At 66.7% G+C, this 16545-nt stretch carries 18 protein-coding genes; 7 read left to right on the forward strand and 11 right to left on the reverse strand.

All coding sequences use genetic code 11. The features are described from left to right. Window positions 1–629 precede the first annotated feature (629 nt). From hpf to BMY90_RS15305, 7 genes are all read right to left on the reverse strand, one after another. Window positions 630–953 carry a ribosome hibernation-promoting factor, HPF/YfiA family gene (gene hpf / locus BMY90_RS15275; RefSeq protein WP_008213693.1) on the reverse strand — a complete coding sequence of 108 codons (324 nt, stop codon included), beginning with the start codon at window positions 951–953 and terminating at the stop codon, window positions 630–632. 137 nt (window positions 954–1090) lie between these two features. After that, window positions 1091–2557 (reverse strand): RNA polymerase factor sigma-54, encoded by a 1467-nt coding sequence (locus tag BMY90_RS15280; RefSeq protein WP_092705083.1) that lies wholly within the window; start codon window positions 2555–2557, stop codon window positions 1091–1093. A gap of 154 nt (window positions 2558–2711) precedes the next feature. Further along, complete coding sequence (gene lptB / locus BMY90_RS15285) at window positions 2712–3431, reverse strand: LPS export ABC transporter ATP-binding protein (protein WP_092705084.1); 720 nt, start codon at window positions 3429–3431, stop codon at window positions 2712–2714. Between the two features lie 3 nt (window positions 3432–3434). Then, the gene (lptA, locus tag BMY90_RS15290) at window positions 3435–4091 is read right to left on the reverse strand and encodes a lipopolysaccharide transport periplasmic protein LptA (protein ID WP_245735059.1); all 657 of its coding nucleotides are present in this window, start codon (window positions 4089–4091) and stop codon (window positions 3435–3437) included. Then, the gene (lptC, locus tag BMY90_RS15295) at window positions 3988–4662 is read right to left on the reverse strand and encodes an LPS export ABC transporter periplasmic protein LptC (RefSeq protein ID WP_342741518.1); all 675 of its coding nucleotides are present in this window, start codon (window positions 4660–4662) and stop codon (window positions 3988–3990) included. The genes lptA and lptC overlap by 104 nt, the downstream gene beginning before the upstream one ends. After that, window positions 4659–5201, reverse strand: a complete 543-nt coding sequence (locus tag BMY90_RS15300) for a KdsC family phosphatase (RefSeq protein ID WP_037098102.1) — start codon at window positions 5199–5201, stop codon at window positions 4659–4661. The genes lptC and BMY90_RS15300 overlap by 4 nt, the downstream gene beginning before the upstream one ends. 89 nt (window positions 5202–5290) lie before the next feature. Continuing rightward, entirely contained in the window at window positions 5291–6301 is a 1011-nt protein-coding gene (locus BMY90_RS15305; protein ID WP_092705087.1) for a KpsF/GutQ family sugar-phosphate isomerase, read from the reverse strand. 173 nt (window positions 6302–6474) lie between these two features. Here BMY90_RS15305 and BMY90_RS15310 point away from each other — a divergent pair, with 173 nt between their 5' ends. From BMY90_RS15310 to BMY90_RS17285, 3 genes are all read left to right on the forward strand, one after another. Continuing rightward, complete coding sequence (locus tag BMY90_RS15310) at window positions 6475–6714, forward strand: BolA family protein (protein WP_008208007.1); 240 nt, start codon at window positions 6475–6477, stop codon at window positions 6712–6714. 46 nt (window positions 6715–6760) lie between these two features. Beyond that, window positions 6761–8020: a UDP-N-acetylglucosamine 1-carboxyvinyltransferase gene (murA, locus tag BMY90_RS15315; protein ID WP_092705088.1), complete on the forward strand. Its 1260-nt coding sequence runs from the start codon at window positions 6761–6763 to the stop codon at window positions 8018–8020. Between the two features lie 120 nt (window positions 8021–8140). Beyond that, window positions 8141–8473: a hypothetical protein gene (locus tag BMY90_RS17285; RefSeq protein WP_175481594.1), complete on the forward strand. Its 333-nt coding sequence runs from the start codon at window positions 8141–8143 to the stop codon at window positions 8471–8473. On the opposite strand, the gene BMY90_RS15325 is transcribed toward BMY90_RS17285, so the two are convergent. The 3 genes from BMY90_RS15325 to purM form a co-directional block, all read right to left on the reverse strand. Continuing rightward, window positions 8474–9187: a DUF3108 domain-containing protein gene (locus BMY90_RS15325; RefSeq protein ID WP_245735060.1), complete on the reverse strand. Its 714-nt coding sequence runs from the start codon at window positions 9185–9187 to the stop codon at window positions 8474–8476. Between the two features lie 54 nt (window positions 9188–9241). Then, complete coding sequence (purN, locus tag BMY90_RS15330) at window positions 9242–9904, reverse strand: phosphoribosylglycinamide formyltransferase (protein ID WP_008208015.1); 663 nt, start codon at window positions 9902–9904, stop codon at window positions 9242–9244. Between the two features lie 234 nt (window positions 9905–10138). Further along, entirely contained in the window at window positions 10139–11188 is a 1050-nt protein-coding gene (gene purM, locus BMY90_RS15335; RefSeq protein ID WP_092705091.1) for a phosphoribosylformylglycinamidine cyclo-ligase, read from the reverse strand. A 93-nt stretch (window positions 11189–11281) separates the two neighbouring features. On the opposite strand from purM, the gene BMY90_RS15340 reads away from it, so the two are divergent. The 3 genes from BMY90_RS15340 (at window position 11282) to hda (ending at window position 14505) form a co-directional block, all read left to right on the forward strand. After that, window positions 11282–12274, forward strand: a complete 993-nt coding sequence (locus tag BMY90_RS15340; protein ID WP_092705092.1) for a DUF2066 domain-containing protein — start codon at window positions 11282–11284, stop codon at window positions 12272–12274. A 348-nt stretch (window positions 12275–12622) separates the two neighbouring features. Then, complete coding sequence (locus BMY90_RS15345) at window positions 12623–13801, forward strand: AI-2E family transporter (RefSeq protein ID WP_092705093.1); 1179 nt, start codon at window positions 12623–12625, stop codon at window positions 13799–13801. Continuing rightward, window positions 13798–14505: a DnaA regulatory inactivator Hda gene (gene hda / locus BMY90_RS15350; RefSeq protein WP_092705094.1), complete on the forward strand. Its 708-nt coding sequence runs from the start codon at window positions 13798–13800 to the stop codon at window positions 14503–14505. The genes BMY90_RS15345 and hda overlap by 4 nt, the downstream gene beginning before the upstream one ends. Window positions 14506–14598: 93 nt before the next feature. Here hda and BMY90_RS15355 read toward each other — a convergent pair whose 3' ends face one another. Next, entirely contained in the window at window positions 14599–15405 is an 807-nt protein-coding gene (locus BMY90_RS15355) for an inositol monophosphatase family protein (RefSeq protein WP_008213630.1), read from the reverse strand. Window positions 15406–15558: 153 nt separating this feature from the next. On the opposite strand from BMY90_RS15355, the gene BMY90_RS15360 reads away from it, so the two are divergent. After that, window positions 15559–16323, forward strand: coding sequence for an RNA methyltransferase (locus BMY90_RS15360; protein WP_092705095.1), 765 nt, complete (start codon window positions 15559–15561; stop codon window positions 16321–16323). Window positions 16324–16545: the final 222 nt, after the last annotated feature.

Here is a 16545-nt window from a genome sequence, read left to right on the forward strand (position 1 = left end):
CGAGTCACTTTCTCTCGCTTGCCCGAGAGAAAGTAACCCAAGAGAGGGGCACCCTGCGTTCGCGCCCACCGGCTCTGCGAGCCGGCGGGTCCGCGCCCGGCTACGGGGGTTCGCCGACAGGGCTCCTGCCCTGGCGTCGAACTGGCCGGCATCCATGCCGACCACCCTGCGGGCCTGATCCTCCGCCGCGCGCCGCTTCTCGAAGGGTTGGAAGAGCCGCGCACCGCAGCGTCGAATTCAATCACGCGAGCTTGCCCTTCCTAGCCCTCGGTTATCGGTGACGGCGCGGTGTGGCCGCGCGTGTAACAGGAAGAGCCACCTCTATTCCAAAAAGCCTCGACCGATCAGGCTTGTAGGGTCGGCGGGTCCCACAGGCCCTTTCTCTGGGTTACGTCTCTTTGGGCCAGCAAAGAGAGGTAACTCGGGCGCCGGCAGGCGTCCGAAAGCCCGCCGCAGGCGAGCCAGCCATCGACTACGCAGGTACGAGCGAGAGCCCGCCGCAGGCGAGCCACCCATCGATCACGTCAGAACGAGCAAAAGCCCGCCGCAGACGACGCATCGGGCGATCACCCAAAGACAAAACGAGCCCGCCCCGCCCAAAGGCGAAGCGGGCCCGCGAGCATCCTCGATCAACCGTACTGGCGCTCTTCGCGCACTTCCTTCTGGTGCTTGTCGCTGATCTTCTCGCGATGGCGGCGCAGCTGGCTGACCAGTTTGTCGAACAGGGTGTCGATGGAGGCGTACATGTCCGCTTCGGCGGCTTCGGCGTGGAGGGTGGCGCCGCTGGTCTTCAGGGTGCCATCGGCGCGTTGCTGGAGCTTGTCCAGCGAAAGCACGACATTGAGGCCGAGCAGGCGATCGTCGAGGCGAGTCAACCGGTCGAGCTTGGCTTCCACATGGTCGCGAAGGGCCGGGGTGACTTCGATCTGCTGGCCACTGAGTTGGAATTGCATGATGCGCCTCCTCTGGTGTGCCGCCGTAGCGGCGTGGGTCGATGCATTGCCTGGTGGCGATGCATCCTCAAACCGACACTTTCAGATATTGGGACGCCTGCACGCAGGGCAAGTTCCCGCTCGTTCATGACGGCGGGTCAGCCGGCGCGCTGGCGTTCGTTGGAACTGGGGATTCGCAGTGCCTCCCTGTATTTGGCGACGGTGCGGCGGGCCACCTGGATGCCCTTGCCGTTCAGCTCTTCGGCCAGCGACTGGTCGGACAGCGGCTTGCGCGGGTCTTCCGCGTCGACCAGCTTGCGCAGCATGGCCTGGATGGCGGTGGCCGAGGCGCTGCCGCCATCCTCGGTGGATACGCCGCTGGAAAAGAAGTGCTTCAGCTCGAAGGTGCCGCGTGGCGTGTGGATGTACTTGCGCGTGGTGACGCGCGAGATGGTGGACTCGTGCATGCCCACTTCCTCGGCCACTTCGCGCAGCACCAGCGGGTGCATCGCCTCGGGACCGTAGTCGAGGAAGGCGCTCTGCCGGCGCACGATGGCGTCGGCCACCTTGATCAGGGTTTCGGCGCGCGATTCCAGGCTCTTCAGCAGCCAGCGTGCCTCCTGCAGCTGGCCGCGCATCCAGCTGGCGTCGTTGCCGCGGGCCTGGGCGATCAGGCTGCAGTAGTGCTGGTTGAGGCCCAGCTTCGGCTGGCTGTCGGGATTCAGGCTGACCTGCCAGTAGCCATTGAGCTTGCGCGCGTAGACATCCGGTGCGATGTACTCCACCGGGGTGGTGTCCAGCGCCGCGCCGGGACGCGGGTCGAGGCTGCGGATCAGCAGGGCGGCGGCGGCGGTCTCGTCCTCGCTGGCACGCAGGCGGCGGGCCAGCCGGGCGATGTCGTTGCGGGCCAGCAGGTCCAGCTCGTCGTTGACGATGCTCAGGGCCAGCTCGCGTTGCGGCGTGGCCGGGTCGAACTGCTCCAGCTGGGCACGCAGGCAGTCGCGCAAGTCCAGACTGGCCACGCCGGTGGGATCGAAACCTTGCAGCCGGCGGCGTACCGCGTCGACGTCGTCGAGCGTGGCATCCAGTCGCGGCGGCAGCGCGGCGAGCATGGCATCCAGGCTGTCGGTGAGGTAGCCGTCGCTGTTGAGCGCATCGATGAGCACGGTGGCGATGGCCTTCTCGCGCGCATCGAACGAGCTCAGGTTGAGCTGCCACATCAGGTGTTCCTGCAGCGTCTCCGGAGCGGCATTCTGCGGCTCCAGGCCGTCGTCGTCGCGTGAGGAATTGCCTGAACTGCTGGAACTGCTGCCGCTGGAGGAGAAGTCGATCGGCTGCTCGCTGCTGCCGCTGTCGGACCATTCGGTGGCATCGGACGGGTCGCTGTCGACGGCCGGCTCGGCGGCAGCCGTCGGGGCCGTGTAGTTGGCTTCGGCGAATTCGCCTTCGTCATCCGGATCGGGTTCGGCATCCTCGGCGAACTCGAGCAGGGGATTGCTCTCGGCAATCTGGCGCAACTCGGCCTCCAGCTCCAGCTGCGAGAGCTGCAACAGGCGGATGGCCTGCTGCAACTGGGGCGTCAGGGCAAGTTGCTGATGGAGGCGAAACTGCAGACCGGTTTTCATGCCTGCCCGTGGAAATGAACTCGGCGCCATCGTACCCCGTCGTCAGCGGAGCGACCATAGTTCGGTTGGCCGATGGCCATCCCGGGTGGCGTGGACGTGACCGGGCTCTCGGCGTGGCGGCATGGCCCGGCCGAGTCTGCGACGACGGCCGCCCTCAAAGCTGGAATTCGCGGCCCAGGTAAACCTCGCGCACCTTCTCGTCGGCGAGAATGTGCGCCGGGGTGCCGCGCGACAGCACTTCGCCGTCGTTGAGGATGTAGGCACGGTCGCAGATGCCCAGTGTTTCGCGCACGTTGTGGTCGGTGATCAGCACGCCGATGCCGCGCTCCTTCAGGTGGCGCACGATGCGCTGGATCTCGCCCACCGAGATCGGATCGACGCCGGCGAACGGCTCGTCCAGCAGCATGTAGCGCGGCTGTGCGGCCAGCGCGCGGGCGATCTCCACGCGACGGCGCTCGCCGCCGGACAGGCTGACGCCTTTCTGCTCGGCGATGTGCGCGATCTTCAGCTCGTCGAGCAGGCTTTCCAGTTCGGCGGCACGCTTGCGGGCGTCCAGGCCTTCGCGCAGTTCCAGCACGGCGAGGATGTTGTCGGACACGCTGAGCCGGCGGAACACCGACGCTTCCTGCGGCAGGTAGCCGATGCCGAGCTTGGCGCGCGCGTGCATCGGCAGGCCGGTGATGTCCTGCTTGTCGAGCTTGATGGTGCCGCCATCGGCCTCGATCAGGCCTACCACCATGTAGAAGCAGGTGGTCTTGCCGGCGCCGTTGGGGCCGAGCAGGCCCACCACTTCGCCCTGGCGGATCGAGAACCCGAAATCACGCACCACCTGGCGCGACTTGAAACGCTTCTGCAAACCTTCGGCCGAGAGCATGGGTCAGTGCTGCCCTTGCGGTGTGGCGGCGGAGCCGGCGTGGGCGGGTGTGCCGGCAGGTGGATTGGCTGACGTCGGCGCCGCGGTCGATGTCATGGTTGGCTGAGTCGAGCCCTTGGCGGCCGCGGGCTTGGGCTTGGGCTTGGGTATGAAAGTCATCTGCACGCGACCATCGCCTCCGCTGACGCCCGTCATCTCGCTGGTCTGGGTGTTGTAGGTGAGCTTGTCGCCGTGCGCTTCGCCGCGGCCCTTCTGCTGGATGAACGCGTGGCCGGTGAGGACGGCTATGCCGGAGTTGTTATCGTAGTCCAGTTGGCTGGCGTGACCGAGCATCAGGTTGCCGCTGTCATCCATTTCCTGGATGTGCGCGGGTGCGCCGGTGATCAAGACGTGATCGACGTTCTGGTCGCCGTCGAAGTGCACCACCGCCTTGTCGCCGGTGACCTTCATCGTGCCCTGCGTGATGACCACGTTGCCGTAGAAGGTGGCCGTGCTGTTGGGTGCGTACTTGCCGTCGAAACGTTGCGCGTTCTCGACGTTCATGGGCTTCTGGCGGTCATCCTTCCGCGCGAGTGCCGGCTGCAGAACGAGCAGACCCAGCGCCAGTGCGCCGAGGCGCAGCAGGCCGCGGGTGCGGAACGAAGGTGCCGTGGACGTCATGGAGAAGCTCCAGATGGTTATCGGTAAGTTCGGCGCGCATGCCGACGCCGCTCATTCTACTGTCGCCCTGCGTCATCTGTGCCGGCGCCGCGGTTTCCATGCGGTTTTCCTTCGGCCATGCGGTGACATCGGAGGTATCCAGCGTGGCGGCGGCGACGTTGTCGTAGGCGGGGCGCTGCATCTGCACCGGGCCCTGCAGCTTGAGCAGGGTGCCGGCATGGTTGACCCAGCCGTACAGGGAGTGACCATGCCAGTCGGGCACGCCGGGTTTCTTCGCGGCCAGGGTGAATTGCGGGGTGATGATATAGAGCGAATCGTCGCCCTCGCGACGATCCAGCCGCGGCGAGACCATGCTGAAGCTGGGATGGCCGAGCTGGTCGTACGACCACATGTGGAAGTTGATCAGGGTATAGCCCGAACGCGGCGGGCCCACGAAGTCGTTGGTCTTCGGCGTGGGCGCTACCCACCACATGATGGTCTGCAGGGTGCCGACGACCAGCGCCAGCAGCACGATGCCGCTGGCGACCTTGCGGTCGCGCACGTATTCGCGCAAGCGCGCAAGGGGGCTCACCGCCAACGCTCCCGTTCCGCATCGGCCTTGCCCTGGGCATGCAGGATCAGGTCGGCGACTTCGCGCGCCGCACCCATGCCGCCGGACAGGCGGGTCTGCCAGTGCGCGGCTTCGGCCACCCAGGGATGGGCGTTGGCTACCGCCACGGCCAGCCCGGCGATGTGCATCGGCGGCAGGTCGGGCAGGTCGTCGCCGGTGAAGGCGGCCTGTTCCGGGCTCAGGTTCAGCGCTTCCAGCAGTTGCAGCAGGCAGCTGCGCTTGTCGCGCTGGCCCTGGTAGACGTGGGCGATGTCCAGTTCCTCGGCGCGCAAAGCCACTGGATGGCTGATCCGCGCGGTGATGAAAGCCACCTGCACGCCATTCGCCTGCAGCCGCTTCAGGCCGAGGCCGTCGTGCACGTGGAACACCTTGGTCTCGTGGCCGCCTTCGCTGTAGTGCAGGTGGCCGTCGGTGAGGGTGCCGTCCACGTCGAACGCGGCCAGCCGGATCTTGGCGGCGCGGGCGAGCAGGTCGGGTGGGAGGTTGGTGAGGTAGGGCACGTGGTTTTCGGCTTGGTGATATGAGAGCAACAGCAAGAGCGGGGTATTTGATTTGTCTGATTCGTCGAGACGAATCAGCCGGAGACGAATCAGACCACCCGCGCGCGCAGCAGGTCGTGGATGTTCAGGGCGCCGACGACGCACTGGGTTTCGTCCAGCACCAGCAGTGCGTGGATCTGGTGTTTCTCCATCAATTGGGCTGCCTCGATCGCCAGTTTGTCGGCGCCGATCGATTTCGGATGGCGGGTCATCAGATCGGCGACGCGGGCGTTGCGCAGGTCCACGCCGTCGTCGTCCAGGGCGCGGCGCAGGTCGCCATCGGTGAACACGCCGAGCAGGCGCCGCTCGGCATCGACCACCGCAGTCATGCCCAGGTGCTTGTGGGTCATTTCCATCAGCGCCTCGGTGAGGCTCGCATCAGGGCCGACGGCGGGAATGCCGTCGCCGGTGTGCATCACGTCGCCGATGTGCAGCAGCAGACGACGCCCCAGGCTACCGGCGGGGTGCGAGCGCGCGAAGTCTTCCGAGGTGAAACCGCGCGCTTCCAGCAGGGCGATCGCCAGCGCATCGCCCATCACCAGCGCGGCAGTGGTGCTGGCGGTGGGCGCCAGGCCCAGCGGGCAAGCTTCGGCCGAGATACCTGCGTCCAGGTGCACGTCGGCCTGGCCGGCCAGCGAGGATTTCGGGTTGCCGGTGATCGCGATCAGCGGAATGCCCTGGCGCTTGATCACTGGCAAGATGAACAGCACCTCGTCGGTTTCACCCGAGTTGGACAGCGCCAGCACCACGTCCTGCGGCAGGATCATGCCCAGGTCGCCGTGGCTGGCCTCGCCCGGATGCACGTAGAACGACGGCGTGCCGGTGGAGGCCAGGGTGGCGGCGATCTTGCGCCCGATGTGCCCGGATTTGCCCATGCCGGTGACCACCAGCCGCCCCTGGCAGCCCAGGATCAGCCGGCAGGCCTCCACGAATTCCGCCCCGATGCGCGGTTCCAGCGCACGGATTGCCGCCGCCTCGGTGGCGATTACCGTACGCGCGCTGCGCACGATGACGTCGGCATCCATCGGGGTGGATCGGGTCGTGGCGATGGGTGCGTTCATGCGTCCTCGTGGGGTGTCGGGGAGGGGGCGTCGGAGCCAAACCGGGCGGTGTGTCGTTTCTGCGACAGCAGATTTCCATTAACATGGCATATTCGCATTCTATCGTGATGCCTGACGCCAATGGTTTCCGCCCCGGGAGCCGGCGTTCAGGATCACTTCCAGTGGACGACCCCATGGACGCAGCCAGCATTCAGTCAATGATCGAAAACGGCATGCCCGGCGCCCGCGCGAACGTGCGCGGCGACGATGGCGTACATTTCGAGGCTGAAGTGGTGGCCGCGCAGTTTGCCGGGAAATTGCCGCTGGCCCGCCACCGGCTGGTATATGCCACGCTGGGTGACCTGATGGGCGGGGCGATCCACGCACTGGCGCTCAAGACGCTGACTCCCGAGGAAGCCGCCGCGCGCCGTTGACGGCTGCCGCGGTTCTCCCGGGCCACCTGTTTTCCAAGGACTTTTGATGGCCAAGATTCTGATCAGTGGTGGCGAGCCGCTTCGTGGTGAAGTCGGCATCTCCGGTGCCAAGAATGCCGTGTTGCCGATTCTCGCGTCCTGTCTGCTCGCCGACGAGCCGGTGACGATCAGCAACGTGCCACACCTGCACGACGTCACCACCACCATGGAACTGCTCGGCCAGATGGGCGTGCAGCTGGTGCTGGACGACCGCATGAAGATCCAGGTCGACCCGCGTCCCGCCGACCGCTACTTCGCCCCGTACGAGCTGGTGAAGACCATGCGCGCCTCGATCCTGGTACTGGGACCGCTGGTGGCGCGTTTCGGCCAGGCCGAAGTGTCGTTGCCCGGCGGCTGCCAGATCGGTTCGCGCCCGGTCGACCAGCACATCCGTGGCTTGCAGGCGCTGGGCGCCGACATCGTGGTGGAAAACGGCTACATCAAGGCCAAGGCGAAGCGGCTGAAGGGCGCGCGCATTGCCATGGACATGGTCACCGTCACCGGTACCGAAAACATCCTGATGGCCGCGGTGCTGGCCCAGGGCACCACGATCATCGAGAACGCCGCGCAGGAACCCGAGGTGGTCGACCTGGCGCATTGCCTGATGGCCATGGGCGCGCAGATCGGCGGCGCCGGCACGTCCACCATGACCATCCAGGGCGTCGAACGCCTGCATGGCGCCGAATACGAAGTACTGCCCGACCGCATCGAGACCGGTACCTTCCTGGTGGGTGCCGCGATGACCGGCGGCAAGGTGCGCGCCCGTGGCGCGCGCGCCAACACCATGGATGCCGTCCTGAGCAAACTGGAAGAAGCGGGTGGACACATCACCACCGGCGACAACTGGATCGAGCTGGACATGCGCGGCAAGCGCCCGAAGGCGGTCAACATCACTACCGCGCCGTACCCCGCATTCCCCACCGACATGCAGGCGCAGTTCACCGCGCTCAACTGCGTGGCCGAAGGCGTGGGCGTGATCACCGAGACGGTGTTCGAGAATCGCTTCATGCACGCGCACGAATTGCAGCGCCTGGGTGCGGACATCCGCCTGGAAGGCAACACCGCCGTCATCCAGGGCGTGGAGCAGATGAGCGGCGCGCCGATCATGGCCACCGACCTGCGCGCCAGCGCCTGCCTGGTGCTGGCTGGCCTGGTGGCGCAGGGCGACACCACCGTCGACCGCGTGTACCACATCGATCGCGGCTACGAGAACATCGAGGAAAAGCTCGGCGTGCTGGGCGCGAAGATTCGCCGCCTGCCGACCTGAAGCGGCGGTCACGGCTACTACCGGGCATCGAGTTGACTCTTGTACCTTGCATTCGTTCGAGCGCAGACTTGGAACTGGTGGCAGGGGGCCGAAAAAGCCCAAATTTGCGGCGGAGGCTGCATGAACTGGCAGCGTTGGTGGTACGGCCCAATCTTCAGTGTTCCCGAACTGTGTGATTTGCCGCCGCGTCGGCAGCATGCGCTTTGGAACGAGGCAGTGCGCCGTGGCGTTCGGCCAGCGCGCATGTTGGCGTTGCTGATGGTGCGCTTTGTCGTCGCGATGACGTTCGCCACCCTCGCCTTGGAGCTGGGGATGGCAGAACAGGCACTTTGGGTGGGGTTGCTGGCGCTGGTCAGCAGCGGTTTCGTGGCCGATGCGCTGATGACACGTCCCGTGGCCCGCCGCTGGCTGCGCGAACACGCACACGAGCTGAATCGCTACGCCACGTCCTGACTACGGCTGGTGATAGCCGATCAATTGCAGGGTGAGGTTGCCGCCGTCGCTCTGCGCCAGTTTCACCGGTACCGGATATTTCCGCGGGGCGTACCAGGCATCGAAAGACTTGTCCGAATCGGTGCGCTCGACGCGTTCGGCCTGGAAGTTGCCAGCGGGCACCTTCACCGTCTCCTTGCCCTTCACCTGGAACTGCTGGCTCTCGATCTGCTGCTTCACGCCGACCGGCAGGGTCACGCTGCGCTTGTTGTCCTGCAGCGCGAGGCCCAGCGCGAGCGGCAGTGTGTTGCGATCGACCATGCCGGGCGCGGTGGCATAGCTGAAATGCTTGCCGTTGTCGGTGACGCTGACCTGGTGCGTCGACCAGTCCGCCTGCAGATGGCGCTGCTTCTGCTTGATCGCCGTCTCCATCTTGTAGTCGTAGGTCAGCGTTTCCGGTACGCCGCCGGTCCAGCGGAAGCGGGTGGTTTCGCTGGAGCTGGCGCCGAGCATCGCGGCCAAGCCGGAGGTGCCCTTCACGTCGTTGCTGTACTCGTATTGCCCGTCGCCGACGGCCTTGAGCTGGATCGTGGCCTGGCCGATTGCCTCGCCATCGCGCAGCACTTGATAGGTGGCGGTGAACGGCTGGGGCGGCGTGGCGGCGAACGCGGCACTGGTGGCGAGAGCCAGCACGAGGCCAGCGACGAATGTGCGGGATGGGGAAAAAGTGGACATGCGACCCAGTCTACGCAAATTGCCTGAACGCGGCGTGGCGATGCCGGCGCATGTTCAACGGCTCAGTTGAAAGCCACTCAGGTTCAGCGGCCGGGTCAGGGGCGAGCCGTCGAGCGTGATCCCGTTCGGACCCAATGCCAGCCGTTGCGCGGCGATCAATGCGATCACCGCCGGCAGCAGGCGATGTTCCAGCGGCAACAGACGTTCGGCGAGGGTGTCCTCGTCATCGCCGCTCTCGATCGAGATGCGCGCCTGGGCAATCACCGGCCCGCCATCCAGCTCGGCGGTGACGAAGTGCACGCTGGCGCCGTGTTCGGCATCGCCGGCTTCCAGTGCGCGGCGGTGCGTATGCAGGCCACGATATTTCGGCAGCAGCGAAGGGTGGATATTGACGATGCGCCCGGCCCAAGGCTCCAAGGCCGCGCCGTCGACGATGCGCATGAAACCGGCCAGCACCAGCAGCTCGGCGCCGCTGTCGGCGATGCGTGCGAACAGGTCGAGGTCGAATGCGCGCCGGTCCGGATAGCTGCGTGGAGACAGCGCCAGCGTGGGAATGCCGGCGGCTTCGGCCAATCGCAGCGCGCCGGCACTGGCCTTGTCACTGGCGACCAGGGTGAACTCCACCGGCAAGGTGCCGGCGTCGCGCGCGGCGATCAGTGCGGCAAGGTTGCTGCCGCGGCCGGAGGCGAGGACGGCGATGCGTAGGGGAAGGGTCATGGTCCGGAAGGTGTTGGGGGCGTCATTCCGGCGAAAGCCCACTGCTGTCCGGAATGATCCGTGACAGCCGCAGCAATGCGCGGGGCATGCCGCCGCGATGCGTTTGCTCGTCATTCCGGCGCAGGCCGGAATCCAGTGGCTTTAGGGCCTGGGCAAGCGTGGTCGCTGCTGGATTCCGGCCTGCGCCGGAATGACGGTGAATCAAGCGAACAGGCGTATTTGAGCTGGCCGGCATCACCCGATCCGCACGCGCTCGTCGCCCTGTGCGGTCACCACTTCACCGATCACCGCACTGGCCAGGCCGTGCCGCGCCAGCAACGCCGAGGCGGCATCCACCGCGTCGCGCGGCAGGATCACGGTGAAGCCCACGCCGCAGTTGAACGTGCGCCACATTTCCTCTCGCGCCACGTTGCCTTCGCGCATCAGCCAGTCGAACACCGGCGGCAGCTTGATCGCGGCGGCGTCGAGCGCAAGGCCCAGGCCGTCGGGCACCACGCGGATGATGTTTTCCTTGAGGCCACCACCGGTGATGTGGGCCATGCCGTGGATGGCCGTGCGCTGCCCGGCCAGCAGTTCCAGCATCGGCTTGACGTAGATCGTGGTCGGCGCCATCAGCGCATCGACCAGCTTGACGCCGCCGAGGTCCAGGTCGAGCCCGCCGTTGTCGCGCGTGGCACCGGCGCGTTCCAGGATGCGCCGCACCAGCGAATAGCCATTCGAGTGCGGACCACTGGAGGCCACGCCCAGGACCACGTCGCCGGCGGCGATGGCGTCGCCGGTGAGCATGGCGTCCTTTTCCACCACGCCGACGGTGAAGCCGGCCAGGTCGTATTCGCCGGGCGGGTACATGTCGGGCATTTCGGCGGTTTCGCCGCCGATCAGCGCGCAACCGGCCAGTTCGCAGCCCCTGGCAATCCCGCCGACCACGGCCGCGGCCGTATCCACGTCCAGCTTGCCGGTGGCGAAGTAGTCGAGGAAGAACAGCGGCTCGGCGCCTTGCACCAGCACGTCGTTCACGCACATCCCGACCAGGTCGATGCCGATGGTGTCGTGGCGGTTCAGCATCTGCGCCAGCTTCAGCTTGGTGCCCACGCCGTCGGTACCGGACACCAGTACCGGCTCCTTGTACTTGCTGCCCAGGTTGAACAGGCCGCCGAAGCCGCCCAGCCCGCCCATCACTTCCGGGCGGAAGGTGCGCTTGACCAGCGGCTTGATGCGTTCGACGAGGGCGTTGCCAGCGTCGATATCGACCCCGGCGGCACGGTAGGTAAGGGCGTCGGACATGGCGGAAACCGGCCTTGGAAAACGCGTAATGATAGACGTTGGGGGCCGGATTGGGCAGACTTTCCCTGAGTTTCCCCCAAGGTCCACCCCGTCATGCGCCTGTCGCGTCCGCTGATCGCCTTCCTGCTGCTGGGCTTTGCCGCGCTGTCGCCGCTGCGCGCGCTGGCCCAGTCCGCCTCGCCCTACACCGTCGTGGTGCCGGTTTCCGACACCAGCGAGGCGCAACGCGACCAGGGCTTTGCCACGGCGTTGGCCCAGGTGCTGGCACGGGTTTCCGGTGGCCAGGACCTGCGCAGCAAGCCCGGTTACGCCGATGCCTTGAAGCATGCACCGGGCATGGTGCAGCAATACCAGTATCAGCGCGGCACCGGCACGCCGCCGGGCTTGCTGCTGCAGGCGACCTTCGACAGCGGGGCGGTGCGTCGGGCGATCACCCAGATGGGTGCCAGCAGTGCCGGCGTGAAGCCCCCCGTGCTGCTGGTGGTGCGCGATGCCGGCGGCAAGCTGCTGGGGCAGGGGGCCTTGGCGGCGCTGGCCTCGGCGGCCGGCCAGCGCGGTTACAGCGTGGTGTATGCCAACGCTGCGGCACTGCCCGATCCGGCCAAGCTGGCGGCGGCCGACCCGGCGGCGCTGGCGGTGGTCACCAGCCAGTATCACACCGGCCTGGTGCTGTTGGGCCAGTTGAAACAGGGTGGCGCCGACTGGACCCTGGTCAGCGGTGGCAACACGCAGCAATGGACGGACCAGGCGCCCGGCACCGATATCCTGCTGGGCAATGCCGGCAACGCGATGGCGGACCGTGTCGGTCGACAGCTCAACGTGATCGGCGGCGGCACGGTCGAAGGCAAGTTGTGGGTGTCGGGGCTGAACTCGGCAATGGATTACGCCAACATGCTGGCCACCTTGCGCGCCGATCCCTCCGTGCTCAAGGCCACCACGCTGGGCGCGCAGGATGACGGCGCCCTGCTCGACGTGAAGATCAACCTGCCGCTGTCGGCGCTGGCCGCTGACCTCACGGCCAACGGTCGCCTGCTGCAGGCGCCGGCTCACGACGGCGCGGATGTCAGCCTGCGCTGGTTGCACTGAGCCGGGACGATGTCCGCGGCATCGTGTTGGCCGTGGCGTCCACTGCCGAGGGGCGCTTCGCTGCGGTTTGCGGGTGCGATGCGGTGAACGCACTGAGTGCCGGTTCGGGCGGATGCTGACCGGGCTGATCCGGGCGCAACCCGGCTGGCTGCTCCAGGCCCGCGGCGTATCGTCGATTGTTCATGTACCGGTGGCCGGGAGTACTCCCGCCCGCGTCGCGGCTGCAGCGGGTGGCGACACGGTACGCCACGAGTCGGCCGGACGGTGCATGGCGCATGTCCGGTCCGGCACGCTGACACGCACCCGCCGCATCGGCGACACTTCGATACCGCATCTGAGAGCTTGCCCATGAACCACGATCTTTCGCCAGACGCTTCGCGTCGCTGGCAGTTGCTGGCGATCACGGCCGTCATCGTCTGGCTGATCTGGTTGCTGGCGCCGGTGATCATGCCGTTCGCGATCGCCGGGATGCTGGCCTATCTCGGCGATCCGCTGGCCGATCGACTGGAAAAGTACGGCATGGGCCGCACGCTGGCCGTGAGCATCGTGTTCATCGTGCTGGTGCTGGTGGCGGCCGGCGCACTGCTGTTGCTGGTGCCGCTGATCGCGCGCCAGATCGAGAGCGTGGTGCAGAACTTCCCGAACTACCTGGCATGGGCGCGCGACACCGCGTTGCCGTGGCTGCAGCACAAGCTGCACCTGGATCCGCATGCGCTGGACAGCGATCGCCTGATGGCGGCGCTGAAGGCGCACATCGGCTCCATCGGCAGCGTGCTTGGCAAACTGTCGCGCTCGGGCGTGGGCGCGGTGATGTGGCTCACCAACCTGGTGCTGATCCCGGTGGTGGCGTTCTACCTGCTGCGCGACTGGGACCGACTGGTGGCGTGGATCGATCGCATGCTGCCGCGCTCGGTCGAGCCGACCATCGCGCATCTGGCGCGCGAGTCCGATGCCGTGCTGGGTGCCTTCGTGCGTGGCCAGTTGCTGGTGATGCTGGCGCTGGGCATCTTCTACGGCGTGGCGTTGACCCTGGTCGGGATCTCGGTCGGTCCGCTGATCGGCATGGTCGCCGGCCTGCTCAGTTTCGTGCCGTACCTGGGTTTCATCACCGGCTTTGCCGCCGCCATCATTGCCGCGCTGGTGCAGCACGGCGACTGGAGCCATGTGCTGATGGTGGTCGGCGTGTTCGTGGTTGGCCAGTTGCTGGAGGGCTACGTGCTGGTGCCGCGGCTGGTGGGCGAGAAGATCGGCCTGCATCCGGTGGCGGTGATCTTTGCGGTGCTGGCCGGCGGCTACCTGTTCGGCTTCCTCGGCATCCTGCTGGCGCTGCCGGCGGCCTCGGTGATCCTGGTGGTGCTGCGTTACCTCAGCGAGCGCTACCGACAGAGCGAGCTGTATACCGAGTCGGGGCCGGACGATCCGGCGCTTACCGAAGTGGACGTCACCGTGACGACCGACAAAGGCAGCGTGGAGACGACAACCGTCATGGCCAAACCCGACGACAAGGGCGCCGACACCCCGACATGATTCCGCAACTCCCGCTTGCCCTGCGCTGGCCCCGTCGCCAGCGTTTCGAACATTTCCACCCTGGCGCCAATGCCGTCGCCTTGGCCGCCGTGCAGGCGCTGGCGCATGGGCCTGGTGCGCCGTGGGTGTATCTGCAAGGCCCTGCCGGCAGCGGCAAGAGCCACCTGCTGATGGCCGCCTGCCAGGCGGCCAGCGAGGCCGGGCGCATGGTGCAATACCTGCCGCTGGCGAAGCTGGGCGACAAGGTTGCCGCGCTGCGTGGCGTGGCCGGCAGTGCGCTGCTGGCGCTGGACGACCTGGGCGCCATTGCCGGCGAGCGCGAGGCGGAACACGCCTTGTTCGACCTGTACAACCAGGCGAAAGCCGAAGGCACGGCGCTGCTGTTTGCGGCCGAAGCGGTGCCGACGCAACTTGGTCTGGGCTTGCCCGACCTGCGTTCGCGCCTGGGTGCCTGCACGCAGTTCCCGCTCAAGCCGCTGGACGACGGCGAGCGGCGCGAGGTGTTGAAAAGCCAGGCGTCGACGCGTGGCATCGAGCTGGACGACACCGTGCTGGACTGGCTGTTCGCCCGCTATGCACGTGATCTCGGTGCGCTGCTCGACCTGCTCGATCAATTGGATCGGGCCTCGCTGGCGGCACAACGGCGGATCACCGTGCCGTTCCTGCGCGGCTTTCTTCGCGAGGCGGGTCAGGAGCCGGTTTGAGCCGGCTGTATCGAGCCATGGCCGGCAGACGACAAGTAAAAACGACAAGGGCGCCCATCGGCGCCCTTGTTGCGTTCAACCTGACAGCTGGGTTCAGGCCTTGAGCAATTCCGGCGTCGCGTGCTGGCCGATGGCGTCGACCATCGCCTTGGCTACGTGCAGGTTGCCGGCAATGATGTTGCCGCTGGCGGGGATGCCGTCGCGGCCGGCGAAATCGCAACAGCGGCCACCGGCTTCGCGCACCAGCAGCACGCCGGCAGCCATGTCCCAGGGCTTCAGGCCCAGCTCGAAGTAGCCGTCGTAGCGGCCGGCGGCGGTGTAGGCCAGGTCCAGCGCGGCGGAGCCGGAACGGCGGATGTCCTCGGCCTGGCCGAGCAGGGCGCGGGTCATCGCCAACTGGGCGTCCAGATGGGTGCGCTGGCGGTAGGGGAAGCCGGTGGCGATCATCGCGCCGCCCAGGTTTTCGCGCTTGCCGATGCGCATGCGGCGATCATTGAGGAAGGCACCGTCGCCCTTGCTGGCGGTGTACAGCTCGTCGCGCAGCGGGTCGAACACCACGCCGTATACCGGCACGCCCTTTTCCACCAGGGCGATGGAAACGGAAAAGTGCGGGATGCCGCGCAGGTAGTTGTGGGTGCCGTCGAGCGGGTCGATCACCCAGGTGTGCGTGCTGCTCTTGCCGATCGCACCGCTTTCCTCGGCGAGGATGGCGTGGTCGGGATAGGCGCGGCGCAGTTCCTTGACGATTTCGGCCTCGGCCAGCTTGTCGACCTCGGAGGCAAAGTCCATGCGCTGCTTCTCGACGACATGGAGGCCGTCGATGCGGTTCATGTAGCGCAGGATCACGTTGCCTGCGGCGCGCGCGGCGCGTACCGCGATGGTGACGGCGGGTCTGGTCATGGCTTCGACTTTCAAAAGAGCGGGTTGCGGCGGGGGATTCTAGCAGAGCATGGGCGCGGCGGCTTGCCACGCGTGCCCGAAGGCTTGCCGAATGCCCGACCCGGGCGATGCATCGGCTATGCTCATCGGCTGTTCCACGCCCATGCCATGCCCATGAATACCGCTACCGATCTCGCTTCGCTGTTCCGTTTCGTGCTGGTACGCACTTCGCACCCGGGCAATATCGGCAGTGCGGCGCGGGCCATCCGCACCATGGGTTTCACCCGGATGGAGCTAGTCTTGCCGCACCGCTTTCCGGATCCCGAGGCCCATGCCCTGGCGGCAGGCGCGGATGACGTGCTGGAAGCGGCCGGCGTGCATGCGGAGCTGGTCGATGGCTTGATCGGCAGCACGTTCGCGCTGGGGCTTTCGGCCCGCCGGCGCGGGGTGAACCTGCCCGAGCTTTCGCCCCGCGAAGGTGCCGAGCAGGCGCTGGCCGCCGCAGCACGCGGTGAGCAGGTGGCGCTGCTGTTCGGCAACGAGCGCACCGGTCTGGAAAACGACGAGCTGGCGCGTTGCCACGCGATGGTGCGCATCCCCAGCGTGGACGATTTCAGCTCGCTGAACCTGTCGCAGGCAGTGCAGGTGATGGCCTATGAGTTGCGCACGGTCATGCTGGGCGATGCGCCTTCCGAAGCACCCCCCGAACACGATCGCCCGCTGGCCGATGCGGCGCAGATGGAGCGCTTCTACGAGCACCTCGGCCAGACGCTGGACGACATCGATTTCCACAAGGGGCGTTCGGCCGAAACGATCATGCTGCGCCTGCGCAAACTGTTCCAGCGTGCGCAGATGGACGAGCGCGAATTGCGCGTGCTGCACGGCATCCTGGCCGATGCGCAGCGCATGGCGATGCTGGCGGGGAAGGGCGGGAAGTGAGTGGAGAGAAGTGAGGAGTGAGATGAAGAGCTGTAGGCTCTCTCGCCTTTCTCCATCGTCCCGTGGATCCTTGGGGAAGGTTTGATTGATCGGTTGCTCGTCATTCCTGCGGCTCTCAACGGCCGAAGGATCGGTCAAACAGGAATCCGGCGCCTAGGCTTTCAATGGCTTGCAGGCGCTGGATCCCAGCTTGACCGGCCCTTCGGCCGTTGAAAAGCGCCT

The organism is Rhodanobacter glycinis, assembly GCF_900114325.1.
Classification (GTDB): domain Bacteria; phylum Pseudomonadota; class Gammaproteobacteria; order Xanthomonadales; family Rhodanobacteraceae; genus Rhodanobacter_A; species Rhodanobacter_A glycinis.